General features: G+C 72.3%; 18 protein-coding genes. 9 read left to right on the forward strand and 9 right to left on the reverse strand.

Annotated features, from left to right (window positions below; translation table 11 throughout):
• Positions 1 to 52: 52 nt before the first annotated feature.
• Both IW248_RS22945 and IW248_RS22950 read left to right on the forward strand, forming a co-directional pair.
• The gene (locus IW248_RS22945; RefSeq protein ID WP_196928640.1) at positions 53 to 1660 is read left to right on the forward strand and encodes an MFS transporter; all 1608 of its coding nucleotides are present in this window, start codon (positions 53 to 55) and stop codon (positions 1658 to 1660) included.
• A complete protein-coding gene (locus IW248_RS22950) occupies positions 1657 to 2307 on the forward strand; it encodes a futalosine hydrolase (protein ID WP_196928641.1) in 651 nt (216 codons plus the stop codon). The genes IW248_RS22945 and IW248_RS22950 overlap by 4 nt, the downstream gene beginning before the upstream one ends.
• A gap of 13 nt (positions 2308 to 2320) precedes the next feature.
• On the opposite strand, the gene IW248_RS22955 is transcribed toward IW248_RS22950, so the two are convergent.
• Positions 2321 to 3199, reverse strand: coding sequence for a helix-turn-helix domain-containing protein (locus IW248_RS22955; protein ID WP_307788162.1), 879 nt, complete (start codon positions 3197 to 3199; stop codon positions 2321 to 2323).
• A 726-nt stretch (positions 3200 to 3925) separates the two neighbouring features.
• Between IW248_RS22955 and IW248_RS22960 the strand changes: the two genes are divergently transcribed.
• Positions 3926 to 4774, forward strand: a complete 849-nt coding sequence (locus IW248_RS22960; RefSeq protein WP_196928642.1) for a 1,4-dihydroxy-6-naphtoate synthase — start codon at positions 3926 to 3928, stop codon at positions 4772 to 4774.
• Here IW248_RS22960 and IW248_RS22965 read toward each other — a convergent pair.
• Complete coding sequence (locus IW248_RS22965) at positions 4735 to 5121, reverse strand: cold-shock protein (protein WP_030486362.1); 387 nt, start codon at positions 5119 to 5121, stop codon at positions 4735 to 4737. The genes IW248_RS22960 and IW248_RS22965 overlap by 40 nt on opposite strands.
• 27 nt (positions 5122 to 5148) lie before the next feature.
• Entirely contained in the window at positions 5149 to 5772 is a 624-nt protein-coding gene (locus tag IW248_RS22970) for an HAD family hydrolase (RefSeq protein WP_196928643.1), read from the reverse strand.
• Positions 5773 to 5855: 83 nt separating this feature from the next.
• On the opposite strand from IW248_RS22970, the gene IW248_RS22975 reads away from it, so the two are divergent.
• Positions 5856 to 8342 (forward strand): helicase-associated domain-containing protein, encoded by a 2487-nt coding sequence (locus tag IW248_RS22975; RefSeq protein WP_196928644.1) that lies wholly within the window; start codon positions 5856 to 5858, stop codon positions 8340 to 8342.
• A gap of 29 nt (positions 8343 to 8371) precedes the next feature.
• On the opposite strand, the gene IW248_RS22980 is transcribed toward IW248_RS22975, so the two are convergent.
• Positions 8372 to 8608, reverse strand: coding sequence for a hypothetical protein (locus IW248_RS22980; RefSeq protein ID WP_196928645.1), 237 nt, complete (start codon positions 8606 to 8608; stop codon positions 8372 to 8374).
• Between the two features lie 97 nt (positions 8609 to 8705).
• On the reverse strand, positions 8706 to 9587 hold the full coding sequence (locus IW248_RS22985; protein ID WP_196928646.1) for a L,D-transpeptidase family protein: 882 nt from the start codon (positions 9585 to 9587) through the stop codon (positions 8706 to 8708).
• Between the two features lie 172 nt (positions 9588 to 9759).
• Here IW248_RS22985 and IW248_RS22990 point away from each other — a divergent pair, with 172 nt between their 5' ends.
• Positions 9760 to 11439, forward strand: coding sequence for a DNA repair helicase XPB (locus IW248_RS22990; RefSeq protein ID WP_196928647.1), 1680 nt, complete (start codon positions 9760 to 9762; stop codon positions 11437 to 11439).
• A gap of 326 nt (positions 11440 to 11765) precedes the next feature.
• Here IW248_RS22990 and IW248_RS22995 read toward each other — a convergent pair whose 3' ends face one another.
• Positions 11766 to 11993 (reverse strand): winged helix-turn-helix domain-containing protein, encoded by a 228-nt coding sequence (locus IW248_RS22995; RefSeq protein ID WP_196928648.1) that lies wholly within the window; start codon positions 11991 to 11993, stop codon positions 11766 to 11768.
• Positions 11994 to 12454: 461 nt separating this feature from the next.
• Here IW248_RS22995 and IW248_RS23000 point away from each other — a divergent pair, with 461 nt between their 5' ends.
• Positions 12455 to 12721 carry a hypothetical protein gene (locus tag IW248_RS23000; protein WP_196928649.1) on the forward strand — a complete coding sequence of 89 codons (267 nt, stop codon included), beginning with the start codon at positions 12455 to 12457 and terminating at the stop codon, positions 12719 to 12721.
• A 21-nt stretch (positions 12722 to 12742) separates the two neighbouring features.
• On the opposite strand, the gene IW248_RS23005 is transcribed toward IW248_RS23000, so the two are convergent.
• Positions 12743 to 13315: a TetR/AcrR family transcriptional regulator gene (locus IW248_RS23005; protein ID WP_196928650.1), complete on the reverse strand. Its 573-nt coding sequence runs from the start codon at positions 13313 to 13315 to the stop codon at positions 12743 to 12745.
• Between the two features lie 88 nt (positions 13316 to 13403).
• Here IW248_RS23005 and IW248_RS23010 point away from each other — a divergent pair, with 88 nt between their 5' ends.
• Complete coding sequence (locus IW248_RS23010) at positions 13404 to 13775, forward strand: DUF4267 domain-containing protein (protein WP_196928651.1); 372 nt, start codon at positions 13404 to 13406, stop codon at positions 13773 to 13775.
• Positions 13776 to 13785: 10 nt separating this feature from the next.
• On the opposite strand, the gene IW248_RS23015 is transcribed toward IW248_RS23010, so the two are convergent.
• Together IW248_RS23015 and IW248_RS23020 are read right to left on the reverse strand one after the other, a co-directional pair.
• Entirely contained in the window at positions 13786 to 14505 is a 720-nt protein-coding gene (locus IW248_RS23015) for a hypothetical protein (protein WP_196928652.1), read from the reverse strand.
• Positions 14506 to 14633: 128 nt separating this feature from the next.
• Entirely contained in the window at positions 14634 to 15386 is a 753-nt protein-coding gene (locus IW248_RS23020; protein WP_196928653.1) for a TIGR03089 family protein, read from the reverse strand.
• 142 nt (positions 15387 to 15528) lie between these two features.
• Here IW248_RS23020 and IW248_RS23025 point away from each other — a divergent pair, with 142 nt between their 5' ends.
• On the forward strand, positions 15529 to 16617 hold the full coding sequence (locus IW248_RS23025) for a hypothetical protein (protein ID WP_307788164.1): 1089 nt from the start codon (positions 15529 to 15531) through the stop codon (positions 16615 to 16617).
• A 54-nt stretch (positions 16618 to 16671) separates the two neighbouring features.
• Positions 16672 to 18972 carry an esterase-like activity of phytase family protein gene (locus tag IW248_RS23030; protein WP_196928654.1) on the forward strand — a complete coding sequence of 767 codons (2301 nt, stop codon included), beginning with the start codon at positions 16672 to 16674 and terminating at the stop codon, positions 18970 to 18972.
• The last annotated feature ends 3 nt before the right edge of the window (positions 18973 to 18975 follow it).

An 18975-nucleotide genomic window follows, 5' to 3' on the forward strand; every position in this document is an offset into this window, starting at 1 on the left:
TTTCCCAGCGGTGGTGCGGCGTACCCGGATCGGATGGGCGAGGATGGTGCACATGCCGTCGTACTCCCGCTCCGGGCGATCCGTCCTCGGTCGGACCGTCGGCACCGGCATTCGCGCCATCCGCCTGCTGTTGCGCGGTTCGGTGGGCAGCGGCCGCTGGGTGACCCGCCGGGCCGGTCGGGCCCGCGCCCGGGGCGCCGGCGGCGAGGTCGGCATGGTTCGCCTGTTCGACCTGCACGCGCTCTCCTGTGCCGGTGACACTCTGATCGCCATTGGTCTGGCCGGCACGATCTTCTTCAACGTGCCGCTCGGCGAGGCCCGCAGCAAGGTCGCCCTCTACCTGCTGGTGACCATGGTGCCGTTCGCGATGCTCGCCCCGGTGGTGGGCCCGCTGCTGGATCACTTCCGGCACGGCCGGCGGTACGCCCTGGCCGCGACGATGCTCGGCCGCGCCTTCCTGGCCTGGTTGATCTCCGACTACATCCACGGCTTCGGGCTCTATCCGGCCGCGTTCGGGGTGCTCGCGCTCTCCCGGGCGTACGGCGTGGCCCGCTCCGCGGCGGTGCCCCGGTTGTTGCCGGAGGGCCTCGGCCTGTCCCAGGTGGGTGCCCGGGCCAGCGTCTACGGCACGGTCGCGGGCGCGCTGGTGGCGCCGATCGGGTTGGCCGCGTTCTGGTTCGGGCCGCAGTGGCCGCTACGGGTCGCGTCGGTGATCTTCCTGGTCGGCATGGTGATCTCGCTGCGGCTGCCACCGAAGGCCGACTCGGAGCCACCGGAGCGGGTCCCCCGGCCACTGCGCGCGCTGGGCCGTCGCCGTGGCGACCGGCCGCTGGGCCGGGGCCGACCGTCCGGCCGGCTGGTGATCGCCACCCTGATCGGCGCGGCGACGCTACGCGCGCTCTACGGCTTCCTGCTGCTCTTCCTCGCCTTCGCGATCAAGAAGGGCGACCTGACCACTGTCGTGTTCGGTCGGGATCTGGGCGCCGAGTGGGCGTTGGGTGTGGTCGGCGGCGCGCTCGCGGTCGGCACCTTCCTGGCCACCGCCATCGGCACCCGACTGCGCATCCATCGGCCGACCGCCATCCAGTCCAGCAGCATGATCATCGTGGCCGGGGTGGCGGTGCTCGCCGTCATCCAGTTCTCGCTGCTGATGGTCGCCCTGCTCTGCCTGGTCGCCGCGATGGCCAGCGGGATAGCCAAGCTGGCCGTGGACGCCTCGATCCAGGAGCGCATCCCGGAACGGTTGCGGGCCAGTTCCTTCGCCCATTCCGAAACAGTGCTGATGCTCGCCTTCGTCGCCGGCGGCGGGCTGGGGCTGGTGCCGTTCGATGGTCGGATGGGCATCGCCGTGGCCGCCGGGGTCGGCGTACTGGCCGCGATCCGAGGTGTACTGGCCGCCGCCCGGCTGCGCGGCGAAAAGCTGGCCGGCCGGCCGCTCGGCGACGACGAGCTGACCGAGGCCGAGCTGGCGGACGAGCCCGGAGACCCCGCGCCCACATCACCGGCACCGGCACCGGCCCAGAGCAGCTCCCCGCAGCACGACGACCCGAGCCTCGCCCCGCCGGGCTACCACATCTACCGCCCGTCGTCGGCGGTTGGCGGCCCGGGAGGCGGGGCCGACGACGAAACCCGGCGCGAGTCCCCCGGCTCACTCTCGTGACCGGTCTGCTGGTGGTGACGGCGGTTCCCGCCGAGGCGGACGCGGTCCGCGCCGGGCTGACCGACCGCACCGTGACCGTCACCCCGATCGGTGTGGGCCCGGCCGTCGCCGGTGCCGCCACCGCCCGGCTGCTGGCGCTGGCCGAGGCCGCCGGCCGCCCGTACCGTGCGGTGGTCAGCGCCGGTGTGGCCGGCGGCTTCACCGGCCGGGCCGAAGTCGGCGACACGGTGCTCGGCACCGCCAGCATCGCCGCCGACCTGGGCGCCGAGTCGCCCGACGGTTTCATCCCCGTCGACGAGCTGGGCATGCCGCTCGCGATGCTCGGCGCCGGCAGCAGAATGCCGGCGGACCCGGGCCTGCTGGCGGCACTGCGGGCCGCCCTCCCGACGGCCACGGCCGGCCCGGTGCTCACGGTTAGCACCGTCACCGGCACCACCACCAGCACCGACGAGCTGCGCCGGAGGCATCCGGAAGCGGTCGCCGAAGCCATGGAGGGGTACGGCGTGGCGATCGCCGCGGCGCAGGCCGGGGTGCCCTTCGCCGAACTACGCACCATCTCCAACCCGATCGGCCCCCGCGACCGGGACGCCTGGCGGCTGCACGAAGCCCTCGCCGCCCTGACCGCGGCAGCCCCGGCGCTGCGCTGACCGGGCGGCGCGCTCAGGAGAAGCAGCGTTTGCCACGGTGGCCCAGGCGCAGTGCGGCTGGACGGCGTGCCTCGATCTCGAAGCCGCACGCCCGCAGCAGGTCGGTGCCGGATCCCTCGGCGATTGCGGCCGCGTCGTCGATGCCCGCCTCGCGCATCCCGGTCACCAGTGCGGTCACCAGCCGACGCCCAAGCCCCAACCGCCGGTACCGGGCATCAACGAGTACGCCGTCGAGCACCATCTCCCGCTCCGGCTGGTCCGGATGCCACTCCCCGTACTCCAGAAACGGGCTGCGCTCATGGGCCCGCAGCTCACCAACCAGTTGCCCGTCGGGAAGCTCGGCGACGTACCGCCAGCAGGTGGCCGGCAGGTCGCTACCGGTCACCCGACGCACCTGCGTAGTCCGCCGGACCTCGGCACCCCACCGCCGGTTGTCGCGATAGCGCCGGTTCAGCTCGTAGGCGGCCGGTGGCAGCGGAAGTGGATACCGCTCAGGCGGCAACCGGTACCACTCCGCCCACCAGGCGCCGGGCCAGTCCCGAGGCTCGTGGACCGGCCAGACGTCCAGGTGAGCCGGGTACCGGCGGCCTGCCTCGTCCCGCATGTCGTCATGCGGGACCGGCGTGGGTTCGCTGACGCCGGAGATCAATGGTGGGACGCCAATCGCCACCTCCCCACCTGCCGCCCGCACGAGGCGCTCCACTGTCCGGAATCGGGGATCGACCGCCCGCCCCGACTCGATCCGGGCCAGCGTCGGCTGCGGCACCCCGGATTTCTCGGCCAACTGCCGCTGACTCAGATCGGCCCGCCGACGCAGTGCACGGAGCGCCGGGCCGAGATCGGCTCCGTCGGCTCCGTCGGCCTCGTCGATGTGGTCACTCGCCTCGGTCACAGTCCGATGTTCCCGACTCGTCAGCGAGCTATCAACACCCTTCGTCTGGCTGTGGATAACCCTGTGGACAACCCCTCCGACCGGTGGATGACCTACTTCTGCGGATCCCTTTGGAGCTGAATCGTTTGCGGCATCACCACTTTCTCGGGCCCCGCCGCGGTCCAGCCGCTCCCAGCTCCCAGCCCTCAACCTTCGGCTCGCAGCCCTCAACCGTCGGCTCCCAGCCCTCAGACCTCGGCCGTCAGCCCTCAGCTCCAGCACTCAACCCTCGGCCGTCGGCCCCCAGCCCCCGACCGTCGGCCCCCAGCCCCCAGCCCCCGACCCTCGACCGGCGGCCCTCAGCCCCCAGCCCCCGACCCTCGACCGGCGGCCCTCAGCCCCCGACCCTCAACGCCAGCGCCCGGCCTCCGGCCCCGGCTCTGAACTGCTGGCTTGCGGGCTTGCGGGCCAGGACCCAGCTCCGGACCACGGTCACCGACTCTGGGCGATTCGTTTACGGCATCAGCTCCAAAGGGAGAGTGGGGAGGGTGCCCGCCCCTGCTGGGCCAGCCGCTTCGGCGCGTCGTTCACCCGGCGGGCATTCGTCGGAGTTCGGGCCGCCGCCCGATCCGACGCGGATCACGCTTACGGGTGTCGGGCGCCAGTCGCGGATCAGGGTCGTGGTCGCGGATCACAGTTGCGGGGTGGGCACGGGCCCCGGGCAGAGGGCGGGGCTAACGTGAGGGGGTGGCGCTCTCCCTGGCGATCTCGCCCTGCCCCAACGACACGTTCGTCTTCCACGCGCTGGTGCACGGGCGGGTGCCCGGCGCGCCGCCGGTCGAGGTGACGTACGCCGACGTCGACGTCACCAACACGGCGGCCGAGCGGGGCGCGTTCGACCTGGTGAAGGTGAGCTTCGCGGCGCTGCCCTGGCTGCTCGACGACTACCACCTGCTGCCCTGCGGCGGCGCGCTCGGCCGCGGCTGTGGCCCACTGGTGCTCACCCGGGGCGACCGCGACGGCGGGCCGGACCGCACCGACCTGACCGGCGCCACGGTGGCGGTGCCGGGTGACCGGACCACCGCGTACCTGCTGTTCCGGCTCTGGTCGGCCGGGCGGCCGCCGGCCCGGATCGAGGTGGTGCCGTTCCACGAGATCATGCCGGGCGTGGCGGCTGGGCGTTACGACGCCGGGCTGGTCATCCACGAGGCCCGATTCACCTACCACCGACACGGCCTGAGCGCCCTTGTCGACCTCGGCGAGTGGTGGGAGGCCGACACCGGCCTGCCCATCCCCCTCGGCGCGATCCTGGCCCGTCGTGGGGCGGTGGACCCGGAGGCCGCGGCCGGCTGGGTCCGCGAGTCGGTCCGGCAGGCGTGGGCGGACCCGGCCGCCAGCCGGGAGTACGTGCTGGCGCACGCCCAGGAGATGGAACTCGACGTGGTGGACCGGCACATCGGCCTCTACGTCAACGAGTTCACCGCAGACCTGGGCGAGGCCGGTTTCGCCGCGGTGGCGGCACTGCTCGACCGGGCCGCCACCGCCGGCCTGGTGCCTCAGACCTCCAGCTCGCGGGCCACCGCGTGGACCAACTGAGCGATCTTCTGCGCGGACTTCTTGTCCGGGTACCGACCCCGGCGCAGGTCCGGCTGGACCTTCGCCTCCAGCACCTTGATCATGTCTTCGACCAGGCCGTGCAGCTCCTCGGCCGGCCGACGGCGCAGCTCCGCCATCGACGGCGGCGCGTCCAGCAGCTTGACTCCCATGGCCTGCGCGCCCCGACGGCTGTCCACCACGCTGAAGTCGACCCGCTGGCCACCCTTGAGGTCGGTGACACCCGCCGGCAGTGCCCCCTTGGGCAGGAACACGTCGCCGCCCTCGTCACTCGTGACGAAGCCGTATCCCTTGGCCGTGTCGTACCACTTCACTCGACCCGTAGGCACCTGAAAACCCCTGCTTCACTTGAGCCGCTACTGCTCCAAGGCTAGCTGGATCATCCCGTCGAGCGCCGCTGGGAATTCGGTGAGCTCGTTCAGCACCACTTCCGCCCCGGCCTCGCGCAGCTCAGCGGAGGAGCACGGGCCGGTCGCGACACCGATGCCGGGCACCCCGGCCGCTGCCGCCGCCACCATGTCCGCGACGTGGTCACCGACGTAGTGGGTGGCGCCGTGCTCCCGCAGCGCTGTCGCCTTCTGCTCGGCGAACAGGTCGCCGGCCAACTCGTCGACAGCGAGGCCGAGGTGGTCCAGGTGCAGCCGGGCCAGCCGGCCGATCTTGGACGTGACGACCAGCACCCGGCCACCCCGCGCACGGATCGCGTCGATGGCCTCCCGCGCGCCGGGCAGCAGGAGCGTCGGGGTGATCGCGTACGCCGGATACAGCTCGCGGTACACCCGCACGGCCGACTCGACCTGATCCGGGGGAAACCAGTGCGCGATCTCGGTACGCAGCGGCGGCCCGAGCCGGGACACCGCCAGTTCGGCGTCGACCGGCACCCCGGTCCTCGCGGTCAGTGCCCGGTACGCAGCGGCGATGCCGGGGCGGGAATCCACCAGGGTCATGTCGAGGTCGAATCCGACGGTCAGTGCGGGCATGTCGAGAAACGTACCGGCTACTCCCAGTCGGCCGGACGTCCGAGGGGCGCGGAAGCCCAGTGCCGGGCTAGCGTGGAAAGACGATGACCACCTCACTCGCCGACCACCTGCGGTCGCTGCCCGACGAGTCACTGGCCGCGCTCCTCCAGCTGCGGCCCGACCTCGTCGTGCCCGTGCCGGCCGACGTCTCCGCCCTGGCCATCCGGGCCCAGTCCCGGGTCTCCGTGGCCCGCGCTCTGGACGGTCTGGACCAGTTCACCCTCCAGATCCTCGACGCCGCCCGCCTCACCCGAAATCCGGACGACGCCACCACGGCCACCGACACCGTGCTCGCGATGGCGACCGCCGGGCCGCAACCGCCGGCTCCGACGGCCGTCCGGGCCGCCGTGGGCCGACTGCGTGCGCTCTTCCTGCTGTACGGCCCGGAGCACGCGCTCCGGGTGGTACCCGCCGTCGACGAAGTCTCCCCGCACCCCGCTGGGCTCGGCCGGCCCGCCGCGGAGCTGGACCCGCGCACGGCTGCGCTCTGCGCGGACCCGGCGAAGCTGCGACGGACGGTGCTCGCCGCCCCGCCCTCGGCCCGGGCGATCCTGGACCGGTTGGCGGCCGGCCCGCCGGTGGGCAGCGTGCCGCCGGGGGCGTTGCAGGCGCCGCCACTCGGCGCGGAGGACCCGGTCCTCACCGACCCGACCAACGGTGGCGCGCCGACCGGCTCCCCGGTGCGGTGGCTCGTCGACAACCGGCTGCTGGTCCCGGTGACGACCGGCTCGTCCACGGCCAGCGGAACTGTGGAGTTGCCCCGCGAGGTCGGCCTGCTGCTGCGCCGCGACAGCGGTCCGCTCGGGCCCCTGCGCACCAGCCCACCGCAGGTGGCCGCCGCGCCGCGTGAGCCGAAGGCTGTCGACTCGGCCGGGGCCGGGCAGACCATGGAGGTGGTCCGGCACACCGAAGGGCTGCTGGAGCAGCTCGCCGACGAACCCGCGCCGGTGCTGCGTTCGGGCGGCATCGGTGTGCGGGATCTGCGCCGGTTGGCGCGTACCGCCGGGTTGGACGAACCGACCACGGCGCTGCTGCTGGAGGTCGCGTACGCGGCAGGGCTCGTCGGTGAGCTGGAGATGCCCGGTTCGGTCACCGGCCGGTACGGGGCGGATCAGCAGGTTCTGCCGACCGGCGGGTACGAGGTGTGGCGGGCCGCCTCGCTGGCCCAACGGTGGGAGCAGCTCGCCCGAGCCTGGCTGACAATGACCCGGCAGGTGGGGCTGGTCGGCCGCCGTGACGACCGGGACCGGCCGATCACCGCGCTCTCCGCCGAGGCCGAACGGGCCAGCGTGCCGGCCACCCGGCGGGCGGTGCTCGGCGTACTCGTCGATCTGGAGCCGGCGACGGCGCCCACCCCGGAGGAGGTGCAGGACCTGCTGGACTGGCGGGCCCCACGCCGCAGCCGGGGCCGGGAGGCCGCCCACCGGGAGGTGTTGGCCGAGGCCGCACAGCTGGGCGTGACGGGTTTGGGGGCGCTCACCTCGTACGGTCGGCTGCTGCTCGGTGACCTGACGTCGGCCGACGAGCGGGGCGGCGACGACCCGCTGGGCGTGCACGCGGACGTCGAGAGCGGCGACCCGTCCAGTGCCGTCCGGGCATTGGACGCGTTGCTGCCCGCACCGGTCGACCACTTCCTGGTGCAGGCCGATCTGACCGTGGTGGTGCCCGGCCCACCCGAGCCGGCGCTCGCCGTCGAGCTGGAGGCGATGACCGAGCTCGAGTCGGCCGGCGGGGCCAGCGTGCACCGGGTGACCACGGCGAGCGTGCGACGGGCACTGGATTCCGGCTACACGGCCAACGACCTGCACGACGTGTTCCGGCGCCGGTCGCGTACCCCGGTGCCGCAGGGGCTCACCTACCTGATCGACGACGTGGCCCGTAAGCACGGTGGGCTACGGGTCGGCCTGGCCGGGGCGTACCTGCGCAGCGACGACGAGACGCTGATCAGCGAGGTGCTGGCCGACCGGCGGCTGGAGTCGTTGGCGCTGCGCCGGCTCGCCCCGACGGTGCTGTGCACGCAGTATCAGGTTGGTCGGCTGCTGGGCGCGCTTCGCGACGTGGGGTACGCCCCGGTGCAGGAGGACGGCACCGGCAGCACAGTGCTGGCCCGGCCGCGAATCCGGCGTGCCCCGCCCCGGGTGTCGGTGACCACTCGGACGATCGACCCGCTGGCCGCCCCGAAGCTGCCGATGCCCCGGCTGCTCGGCGTGGTGGAGCACATCCGACGCGGTGACGCGGCGGCGCGGGCGGCCCGACGGGCACCGGCGGTGGTGCGCGGCGGCGCGCCGGGGCTGGGTGGCGGCCCGGTGCCGGCGCACACCCACAGCGAGGCCCTGGCGGTGCTCCAGCAGGCGGTCCGGGACAAGGCGCTGGTCTGGGTCGGGTACGTCGACGCGCACGGGGCGACCGCGTCGCGCCTGCTCAAGCCGGTCTCGATCGGTGCCGGCTACCTGCGGGCCGAGGACGAACGGACCGAGATGCTGCACACGTTCGCGCTGCACCGGATCACCGCGGCGGTGGTGGCGGACTGACCGGCGGCGCCCCGCGCGGGCGCTGTCGGTCAGCGGCGGCTACGGCGTACGGTGCCGACCACCGAGATGATCAGCAGCAGCGCGAAGCCGGCGCCGGCGGACTCCCCGACCGAGTCGACGAAGCCCTGCTGGAGCACCAGCCAGCCGAAGAGGAACCACCCGAGGAGGAGCGTCGCGGCGACGGCGTACGCGATCACTGTCGCTCGGGACACCTCGTCGGGTGATGCTTGCTCGTGCTCCGCGATCACGTCACGGTCGACCGTCATGCCCAGCCTCCCCGCCCGGTCCGGCCCTGGACTCCCAGGGTGACACTCGAAAGTCCGGTCGGACAGGGGGTTACCGCCGTGATTCGCTCCGTGTCGCTCAGGTGCCGGGGCGCCGACCGATCAGCACGACCCGGGTGCCGACCTTTCCGAGCTCCCACATCCGGACGGCGTCCGCGTGCAGGAGGTTGACGCACCCGTGCGAGCCGATCGACTTCTCGTGCAGGTAGGTGGTGGTCTCGTGGAAGCCCATCCCCTGGGTGAAGTGCTGCCAGTACGGCAGCCACACCTCGTACGGGTTGGACCACTCCTTGGGGTTGCGGTAGTTGACGGCGTACGTGCCGGCCGGGGTGCGGTAGCCGGACATGCCGGTGCGGGTCACCGTCGGCGCCATGATCACCTTGCCGCCGCGGAGCGCCCAGACGGTCTGCCGGGTCAGGTCCACGCAGAACGTGGTGCCGGTGCCGGCCTTGCAGCGGGTCGTGTCGGTGGTGGCGAGGCGCTGGGCCACGTCGAGGGTGGTCGGTCCGGCGCGACCCTCGACGGGGCGGATGCCGTACCTCTTCTGGAACTTCTTGATCGCGGCGCAGTCGGCGGCGGACTGCCGACCATCCACTGTCACCGCCCCGAACCCGCCCAACCGGGCCAGGTGGGTCTCCACGGCACGCTGGTGCTGGCCCTGGGGGCAGCCGGCGACTGTCGGCGTACCGGTGCCGGGGGTCGTCGTGGGTGCTGCCGTGCGGGTCGGCTTCGGCGTGGGTTTCCGGGAGGGTTTCGGGGTGGGCACGGCCGGCGTGGGCCGGCCGTGCTGGTCCGGCCGGGACGTGTCGCTCGCCCCCGTTGCCTGTTCCGCCGCACCGGCTGGGGCGGCTCCCCCGCCACCACTCCCGCCGGACTGCGGATCGAACGCGCACGCACCCGCGCCGACCAGCACGACCACCACAAGGGTGACCAGCCGGGAAGTAATCCGGACATGCTCCATGGCACCTCCCCAGACAGTCGTCCCTTTACTAGACGTTCGTGAGTGCCGTCACGGTTGCGGCCGGTGAGCATCTTTCTTTCGTCGTCCCGCATCGTGCAACACTGGATGGTCGGCCAGCGGCGGGTATGCGACCCGTCCCGGCCGGACGGCCAACCGAGGAGAGGACGCTGGCGTGAGCGGTGGACCACTGATCGTGCAGTCGGACAAGACCCTGCTGCTGGAGATCGACCACCCCGACGCGCAAGCCTGCCGGATGGCGATCGCGCCGTTCGCGGAGCTGGAACGCTCGCCGGAGCACGTGCACACCTACCGCCTGACCCCGCTGGGTCTGTGGAACGCCCGCGCCGCGGGGCACGACGCCGAGGGTGTCGTGGACTCGCTGCTCAAGTACTCCCGCTACCCGGTGCCGCACGCGCTGCTGGTGGACGTGGCCGACACGATGGACCGGTACGGCCGGCTTCAGCTCGCCAACGACCCGGCGTACGGGCTGGTGCTGCGCGCACTGGACCGGCTGGTGCTGATCGAGGTGGCCAAGAGCAAGAAGCTCGCCGGGATGCTCGGCGACAAGATCGACGACGACACCATCCGGGTGCACCCGTCCGAGCGCGGCCGGCTCAAGCAGGCGCTGCTCAAGCTGGGCTGGCCGGCGGAGGACCTGGCCGGTTACGTCGACGGTGAGGCGCACCCGATCGAGCTGGCCGAGGCCGGCAAGGACGGGCGCAAGCCGTGGACGCTGCGCTCGTACCAGCGGGAGGCCGTCGAGGCGTTCTGGGCCGGCGGGTCGGGGGTGGTGGTGCTGCCCTGTGGCGCCGGCAAGACCCTGGTCGGCGCGGCGGCGATGGCCGAGGCGAAGGCGACCACCCTGATCCTGGTCACCAACACGGTCGCCGGCCGGCAGTGGAAGCGGGAGCTGATCGCCCGCACGTCGCTGACCGAGGAGGAGATCGGCGAGTACTCCGGTGAGCGCAAGGAGATCCGCCCGGTCACCATCGCCACGTACCAGGTGCTCACCTCGCGGCGCGGCGGCGCGTTCACCCACCTGGACCTCTTCGGGGCCCGCGACTGGGGCCTGGTCGTCTACGACGAGGTGCACCTGCTGCCCGCGCCGATCTTCCGGTTCACCGCGGACCTCCAGGCCCGCCGCCGGCTGGGCCTCACCGCGACTCTGGTACGCGAGGACGGCCGCGAGGGTGACGTGTTCAGCCTCATCGGCCCGAAGCGGTACGACGCGCCGTGGAAGGACATCGAGTCGCAGGGCTGGATCGCCCCGGCCGAGTGCACCGAGGTCCGGGTGACCCTGACCGACGCGGAGCGGATGTCGTACGCGACTGCGGAGGCCGAGGAGCGCTACCGGATGGCGGCCACCGCCCGCACCAAGCTGCCGGTGGTCAAGGCGCTTGTCGACCGGCACCCGGACGACCAGGTGCTGGTGATCGGCGCGTACATCGATCAGCTGCACCAGCTCGGCGAGTACCTGGACGCGCCGATCATCCAGGGCTCGACCACCAACAAGGAGCGGGAGCGGCTCTTCGACGCGTTCCGCACCGGGGAGATCCGCACCCTGGTGATCTCGAAGGTCGGCAACTTCTCCATCGACCTGCCCGAGGCGGCGGTGGCGATCCAGGTGTCGGGGACGTTCGGGTCGCGGCAGGAGGAGGCGCAGCGGTTGGGCCGGGTGCTCCGGCCGAAGGCCGACGGCCGGCAGGCGCACTTCTACACTGTGGTGTCCCGGGACACGATCGACACCGAATACGCGGCACACCGGCAGCGCTTCCTCGCCGAGCAGGGGTACGCGTACACGATCGTCGACGCCGACGACGTCCTCGGCCCGTCGCTGCCGTCCCTCGACTAACGACGCGCGCGCGGCCTTGATCGACTCGGTTTTCAGGAAGTCGCGGTGTCCGGGGCGCTTCGATGCCCCGGTTTCCTGAAACCCGAGTCGATCAGCGCGGTGGGTGCGGCCGCGGGGCGGGGACGTGGTGTCTCGCGCGCCCCCTATGGAGCTGATGTCGTAAACGAATCAGCCGTACGGCGTGGACGGCGGCCACTGGCAGCGCCGGGCAGCCGCGCACCGCGCTCCGGGCAGTCACGCCTCGGGCAACGCTTCAGGCAGTCACGCCTCATGCACCCTTCAGGCAGTCACGCCTCGTGCACCGTGCTCCGGGCAGCCAGCGAGCGTCAGCGCATGCGGGACTCCGCGACGAAGACCCCGCGCCCCGGACGTCCGACGAGCACGTCCTGCTTCCGCAGCTTCGCCACCGCACGGTGGATGGTCGACACCGACACGTCGTAGTGGTCGGACAGCTGCTGGGTGGACGGTATCTGCGACCCGGGCGGGAACTCACCCACCTTGATCCGCCTCAGCAGATCATCGATCAACTCGCTCATGGTCGGGGGAATCGGCACGCGGAGGCCCCTTGCAGTCGGTTGGCCCGCCCAGTATCGAGCACCGGGTGAAAGAGCGGCAACAACTGGAAGGGAAGCAGCAGCAACCACAGCAGCGAGATTTGCAAGATAGGAGAGCGTTGACAGAGGTGACAGGTATCGGTAGCGTCGCTCTCGGTGATGCGGTGCCGCTGCGGTCGGTTGGCGCCTCTCGTACTGGTCTCGCATCGCTGTTCAGGCCCCACCCGCCGCGCTCCCCCGCGCGGACCTGCTGCCGTACCCCCGAACGGCCGCAGGTGGGCGGTCTCCGCCGAGCGCAACCGGCGGAGACCGCCCCTCCACGTCGATCCCATCCGACGAAGGGCAACCACCGTGCGCAACCAGACCCGTCGGCCGGCGAGCCGACGCGACGAGCCACCTCCGACGAGAAGGTGGGAAGAGTCGCCGCAGCCCTGGCAGATCTTCGAACAGCGCCGCTACCGATGAGCGACCGCTGGGTGATCCACCTGCCGATCACCGCGCCTGACCTGCTGCGCGCCCGGATCTTCGCGCGTACCGCCGCTCGGGTATTGGTCCGGCTCAGCGCGCGGGTCGAGCCGGGCGGGGTGACCGTCTCGGCGGAGGACCAGCAGGGCGTACGACATTGGGTCTTCTGTGATCGGCCACTGCCCGGCGGCGCGCGGTGCGCCCTGCCGGTTGACCACCTCGCGCACTGCGCCCGGCGCACGCCCAGGCCCAGCGGTCGGTGAATTCGGTGCGCGCGGCAGCGCTCACCGGGAGAAGCGGGCCACCAGCACCGCCAGCCGGTGGTCGTGGCCGGCGCGGCGGAGTCGGCCGCTGCGCATCAGCGTGACCAGCCCGTGCAGGCCGGCCCAGAAGGTTTCGGTGACCGTCTCCAGGTCGTCGTCCCCAGCGACCGGGCGCACTGTCTCGGACAGTTCGGCGAAGCCTCGGGCCAGGTCCGTCGGGACGTCCTGAGTGGCGAACGGCAGGTCCACGGCGAGGGTGAACATCGCGTCGTAGATCGCGGGCCGCTGCTGGGCGAACGCGACGTACGCGGCTGCCACGTCGGCGACCGCCTGCCGGGGGCTGGCGGCCGAGGCTCGGGCCGTGGCCACGGCGTTGGCCAGCTCGGCGAAGCCCTCGACGGCTACCGCCGCCATGATGGCGTCCTTGCCCTTGAAGTGGCTGTAGAGGACGGGCTGGCTGTACTCGATTTCGGCGGCGAGCCGCCGGGTGGTCACCGCGTCCCAGCCTTCTGCCAACGCCAGGTCCCGTGCCGCGCTGATGATTGCCTGCTCCCGCTCAGCCCGCTCACGCTGCCGGCGCGCCTGTGTCGACATGACAGGATCCTAGCACCGCTAGCGATCCTGCCGGCGCTCTGCTAGCGTCGCTCTCACATCTAGCACCGCTAGGAATTGGAGCAGACTCATGCTGGCACCCCTTGCCTACGGGCTCGCCGTCGTACTCAGCCTTTTCGTTGCCTTTATCGGTCTGCGGTTCCTGCTGGTGCCCCAGGCCGCAGCCGCGGGGTACGGCGTTCCGGCCCGGCCGGACGGTGATCCCGCCTACCTGACGGTCAAGGGCCTGAAGGACCTCACCTTCGGGCTGCTCGGCCTCACCCTGATCGCCTTCACCACCGCCGACGCGGTCGCGTGGTTCATGCTGGTCGTCGCGCTCGTCCCGCTTGGCGACACCGTCATCGTGCTGCGGAACGGCGGGACGAAGGCCGTCGCCTTCGGCATCCACTTCGCCACCGCCGTAGTGGTCCTCCTGGACGCCGCCCTGCTGTTCGCCCTGTGACCAGCGCGCCTTACGAGGTGGGGGGTGGGCAGCGGTCGGGGAGTGTGACCTCGCCGGGGCGGTGGTCGAACGTCTGCATCGTGAACCACTCGTCCAGCTCCGGGTCAAAGAGGTTCTGCAGGCCGAACTGCAACACCTGCCACCAGCGGCTCGGGTCCCGCTGGTCGACGTAGATGTCGCCGAGCGCGAGCGGGAACCGGAAGAACTCCCCCGGCACTGTCGAACCGCCGACGACGCCGACCCGCCAGTGGTCGACGTGCCGGTCCTGGTCACCCTGCAGGATCTCCGGACCCACGTAGCGGGAGGTCTTCAGCTTGTCGTTGAAGATCTGCCGGTTGAAGAACCCCGGGATCTTGCTGCACGCGCGGGGCGGGAACAGCGGAATGTTCGGCCACCTGTAGGTGAGCGTGTAGAGCGTGTTCTCGTAGATCAGGTTCGTGAACCAGATCGGGTGGTCCGGGCCGCCGGCGGTCATCTGACTGTTGCCGTTCCGGCCCTGCCAGCTGAACGGAACGTCGATGCCGAGGTCACGCACGATGTACCGGCCGGTGCCCTGGAAGTCGGCGGGGAGCAGCGGTGGGCGCGGCTCGCGCCGGTCGGGGGCGGTGGGGCCGTCGGCCTGGGCAGCGCGGGGCGGCGGCGCCGCCGGACCGGGCGCGACCACCCCGAGGGCGAGCAGGCCGCCGGCCACCGCCGAAACCAGAGTCCGACGGGTACGCCTCAACGCCATGTCCCCTCCGCCAACGTGCACAGTGGCCGGCGCACTGACCGCGCGTGCCTTCGGCGAAGCGTAGGAGCGGGAAAAACATGAGAGCGGGCGGAACGGATGGCCTCCACCGGACGGGTGACGAGACGGCCTCAGAGGACCCGGGTCACCCGTTCGGCGGCGACGACCGCGTCCCGTCGCGACGGGTCGAGGTTGGCGCTGATGACCACGGAAGCGCCGGCCGAGAGCGGCGCGAGCAACCACTTCAGCGGCTGCTCGGTCTCCGCGGCGTCGACCAACAGGCGGTCACCGGCACGCAGCTCCAGCATCCCGGCGAACTCCTGGGCGAGCGCACCCCACTGGCCGTAGGTGGTGCCGTCCGCGGTGGCCGGGTCCGACGGGTGGATGGCGGTGTGGTCGGGCGCGGCGTCGCCGTGTCGAAGCACCTCGGCGGACCAGTCCAACCAGCCCAACGGCACGTCGTCCACCTGCCCCGGCCCGGTGCCGACGAGATAGCGGTGCGGCGCGTCCGGCACGTCCTCCAGCCAGTCGTCCTGCCGCTCCGGCGTTACGAAGACGGCGTCGAACGGCCGGTCGCCGCCGGGTTCGAGCACCGCCAGGCCCGCTGTGGCGCGCGGTCGGAACGACACCGCCAGGCCGGAGGCCCAGGCGCCCAACAACACCGCGGCGGTACGCCAGTGCGGCGGCAGCAGGACCGCTACGCGGCTGCCGGGGCCGAGCCCGCAGCCGTCCCGCAGCAGGCTCGCGCTGCGGGCCGCCCACGAGCCGACCTGCTGTGCGGTCAGGTCGACGCGCTCGCCGGTCGCCTCGTCGCGGTAGCTGAGCAGCGGAAGCTCGACCTCGACGGGTCGGGCCGCCAGGTCGGCCGTGACGGTTGGCTGCATCTCCACGCTCCCCGGGGTCGACGTCGGCACCACAGTACTCAACGACTTTGGTCACCCCGGTCGCCGACCGATGGCCGTATCGGGTGACCGGGTGGCCCGCGCACGGTGTAGATGACCCCCGCGACGCCGTCGAGGAGCGCCCGTGCCGATTGGACCCGACCCCGTCGCCGCCGACCATCCCACCGCCGACCGCCCTGCCGCCTCCGACCGCCCTGCCGCCGCTGCGCGTCTGCCACTGCGCCGGCGGCTCCTGCCGGTGATCGCGTTGCTGCTGCTCGCACCCTGGGCGGCGGAGTGCTCATGGGGTGGCTTCGCCATTGACGACTTCCTCCCGGTGCTCATCTTCCTGGGGCCGATGTACGGCGGCGCGGCGATCCTGATCCGGGAGACCGCCCGGCACCTCGGCGCGGGTTGGCCGACGATCGTGCTGCTCGCCGCCGCGTTCGGCGTACTCCAGGCCGGGCTGGTCGACCAGTCGCTGTTCAACAGCGACTTCCTCGACGACACCCAGTACGCCGACACCCGCGCCGCCGCCGAGGCGACGCTGGTGCCGGGGCTCGAATTCAGCCTCCGGCAGGCCTTCGACTACGTGGGCAACCACATCGTGCTGACCATCTGCGCGCCGATCGTGCTCATCGAGTCGTTCCTCGGGCCGGAGCGACGGCTGAAGCCGTGGCTGGGCCGGCCCGGTCTCGCCGTGGTCGGCGTGCTCTACCTGCTCGGCAGCCTGCTGATCTTCTCGGACAGCAGCGGCCGGAAGAACTTCCTGGCCAGCCCGCTCCAGCTGGCCTTCGCCGCGGTGCTGGTCCTCGTACTGGTCGCGGTCGCCCTGCTGCCCCGCTGGCGCCGCACCCGCCCGCGCCGGGCCCGTCGGGCGCCGCATCCGCTCTGGGTGGGCCTGCCGGTCGTCCTGGTCCGCCTCGGCTCCGACCTGACGCCCGGTTGGGCGGGGATGGCGATCGCGCTGGCGCTAGCGGCCGCCGCCGGTGGGCTGATCGCGTACTGGTCGTCCCGCAACGGTTGGGGGCAGCGGCACGTGCTCGTGGCTGGCACGGCGGGCCTGGTCATGGCCTCCGCGTTCGCGTACCTGGTGCCGCCGTACTCCCCGGCGAGCCCGGCGGCGGCCCTGGCCGGCGACGTCGCGGTCACCGTCGTCACGGTCACCCTGGTCGTGGGTGCCTGGTGGCGGCTGCGCGGTGCTTCGCCGACTGTTCATGTCGGCGCAAGCTGACGCTCCCCAACAACTGTCAGCCTCCGTGCGGGTACGACCTAACGGAGGAAGTCCTTGACACTCAGAAGAGCATTCACCGCGCTCACCGCAGCCGGTGTCGCCGCCGCCAGCCTGACCGGGGCCACCCCCGCGTCGGCCGGCGCGCACCACCACCCTTCGCTCGCCTTCGACCGGGTCGCCACGTACCCGGTGTTCCAGAACCGTCCGGCCGGCGAGGATCCGACGACCGCGACGGTCGCCGAGATCTCCGCGGTCAGCGAGGACGGTCGCACCCTGATCCACACCGACGCGCTGGCCCGGCGCATCGGCTTCCTGGACATCTCCCGTGCCGACCGGCCGCGCGGTCTCGGCACGCTCTCCCTGGCCCAGCTCGGCAACGCCGAGGACGAGCCGACCTCGGTCGCCGTGGTCGGCAGGTACGTGCTGGTGGTGGTGAACACCAGCGCCAGCTACACCGCGCCGTCCGGCCGACTCGACGTGATCGAGCTGGCCAGTCGGAAGCGGGTGGCCAGCTTCGATCTCGGCGGTCAGCCCGACTCCATCGCGATCAGCACTGACAAGCGGTACGCGGCGATCGCCATCGAGAACGAGCGCGACGAGGAGGCCACCCCGCCCGGCGGCGAGGAGGGCGACCTGCCCCAGGCGCCCGCAGGTTTCGTGCAGATCGTCGACCTGGCCGGGAAGGCACCGGCCGGTTGGCGGCTGCGGCCGGTCGCGCTGACCGGGGCCGACGGCAGTGCGCTGCCCGCGCTGGCGCAGGCCGGCCTCGCCGCGCCGACCGACCCCGAGCCGGAGTACGTCTCGATCAACAGCCGCAACCAGTTGGCCGTGACGCTTCAGGAGAACAACGGCGTCGTCCTGATCGATCTGCCCACCGGTCGGATCACCAAGGTGTTCAGCGCCGGCACCGCCACGATCAGCGGCATCGACACCAAGAAGGACGGTGTCATCGACCTGACCGGCAGCATCACCGACGTACCGCGCGAGCCGGACGCGGTGGCCTGGGTCGACGACAGCTATCTCGCCACCGCCAATGAGGGCGACTGGCACGGCGGCACCCGTGGCTGGTCGGTCTTCGACAGTCGCAGCGGACGCGTCGCCTGGGACGCCGGCAACACCTTCGAGCGGCTCGCCGTCACGTACGGGCTGCACAACGAGGACCGGGCCGCCAAGAAGGGCACCGAGCCGGAGGGCGTGGCCGTCGCCGAGTACGACGGCGTCCGTTACGCCTTCGTCGGCTCGGAGCGGAGCAACTTCGTCGCCGTCTACGACCTGGGCGACCCCACCCGGCCGGTCTTCCGGCAGGTCCTGCCGACCACCAACGGGCCGGAGGGGCTGCTTCCCATCCCGTCGCGCGGGCTGCTCGCGGTCTCCAGTGAGGAGGACGACGCTTCGGTGAACGTGCGGGCCTCGGTGTCGCTCTTCCAGCTCGGCAAGGGCACCCCGGCGTTCCCGAGCATCGTCTCCGGCACCGACCGGGCCGGCACCCCGACCGGTTGGGGCGCACTCGGCGCGCTGAGCGCCGTCCCGGGCAAGCGGGACCAGCTCTACAGCGTCACCGACGCGGCGTACGGCCAGACCCGCATCCTCACCGTCGACGCGAAGCGGACCCCAGCCGTGATCACCGGCGCGCTGCCGGTGCGGGACGCGGCCGGCGCTCCGATCGGGTACGACGCGGAGGGCATCTTCGCCCGTCCGCAGGGCGGCTTCTGGCTCGCTGTGGAGGGCGCCAAGGGCGCGGAGAACACGCTGGTCCGGCTCGACGCCGCCGGGGTGACCCGGCAGACCGTCGCGCTGCCCGCCGAGGTCGCCGCCGGCCTCGGTAAGCAGGGCCTGGAGGGGGTCACCGCGACCACCGACCGGCAGGGCCGGGAGATCGTCTGGGTGGCCGTGCAGCGGGAGTTGAGCACCGACCCGGCCGGCATCGTCCGGCTCGGCCGCTACGACGTCGCGGCGGGCACCTGGAGTTGGTTCGGGTACCGGTTGGGGGCCACCACAGTGCCCGGCGACTGGATGGGCCTCTCCGAGATCACAGTGGTCGGTGACCGGCTCGCGGTCATCGAGCGGGACAAGCTGAACGGCCCGGCCGCCACTGTCAAGCGGATCTACACGGTGCCACTGCCCGGTGCGGCGGCGACCGGTCCGCTGACCGTGCTGCCGAAGACGCTCGCCGTCGACGTGCTGCCCGCGCTGCGCGCCACCAACGGGTGGACGCAGGAAAAGCTGGAGGGTCTGACGGTGGCCGGCAACGGCGAGGTGTACGCGATCACCGACAACGACGGGGTCCAGGACGCCACCGGCGAGACGGTGCTCCTGCGCCTCGGTTCCAGCCGCAAGGTCTTCGGCCGCCGCTGAGCC

This window comes from Micromonospora ureilytica (assembly GCF_015751765.1).
Classification (GTDB): Bacteria; Actinomycetota; Actinomycetes; order Mycobacteriales; family Micromonosporaceae; genus Micromonospora; species Micromonospora ureilytica.

Coding starts and splice junctions, on each gene's coding strand:
- IW248_RS23000 (WP_196928649.1), top strand. CDS start 12,455: ATGAGCGACCGCTGGGTGATCCACCTGCCGATCACCGCGCCTGACCTG.
- IW248_RS22980 (WP_196928645.1), bottom strand. CDS start 8,608: ATGACGGTCGACCGTGACGTGATCGCGGAGCACGAGCAAGCATCACCC.
- IW248_RS22945 (WP_196928640.1), top strand. CDS start 53: ATGCCGTCGTACTCCCGCTCCGGGCGATCCGTCCTCGGTCGGACCGTC.
- IW248_RS23015 (WP_196928652.1), bottom strand. CDS start 14,505: ATGGCGTTGAGGCGTACCCGTCGGACTCTGGTTTCGGCGGTGGCCGGC.
- IW248_RS23010 (WP_196928651.1), top strand. CDS start 13,404: ATGCTGGCACCCCTTGCCTACGGGCTCGCCGTCGTACTCAGCCTTTTC.
- IW248_RS22975 (WP_196928644.1), top strand. CDS start 5,856: ATGACCACCTCACTCGCCGACCACCTGCGGTCGCTGCCCGACGAGTCA.
- IW248_RS22985 (WP_196928646.1), bottom strand. CDS start 9,587: ATGGAGCATGTCCGGATTACTTCCCGGCTGGTCACCCTTGTGGTGGTC.
- IW248_RS23005 (WP_196928650.1), bottom strand. CDS start 13,315: ATGTCGACACAGGCGCGCCGGCAGCGTGAGCGGGCTGAGCGGGAGCAG.
- IW248_RS22970 (WP_196928643.1), bottom strand. CDS start 5,772: ATGCCCGCACTGACCGTCGGATTCGACCTCGACATGACCCTGGTGGAT.
- IW248_RS23020 (WP_196928653.1), bottom strand. CDS start 15,386: ATGCAGCCAACCGTCACGGCCGACCTGGCGGCCCGACCCGTCGAGGTC.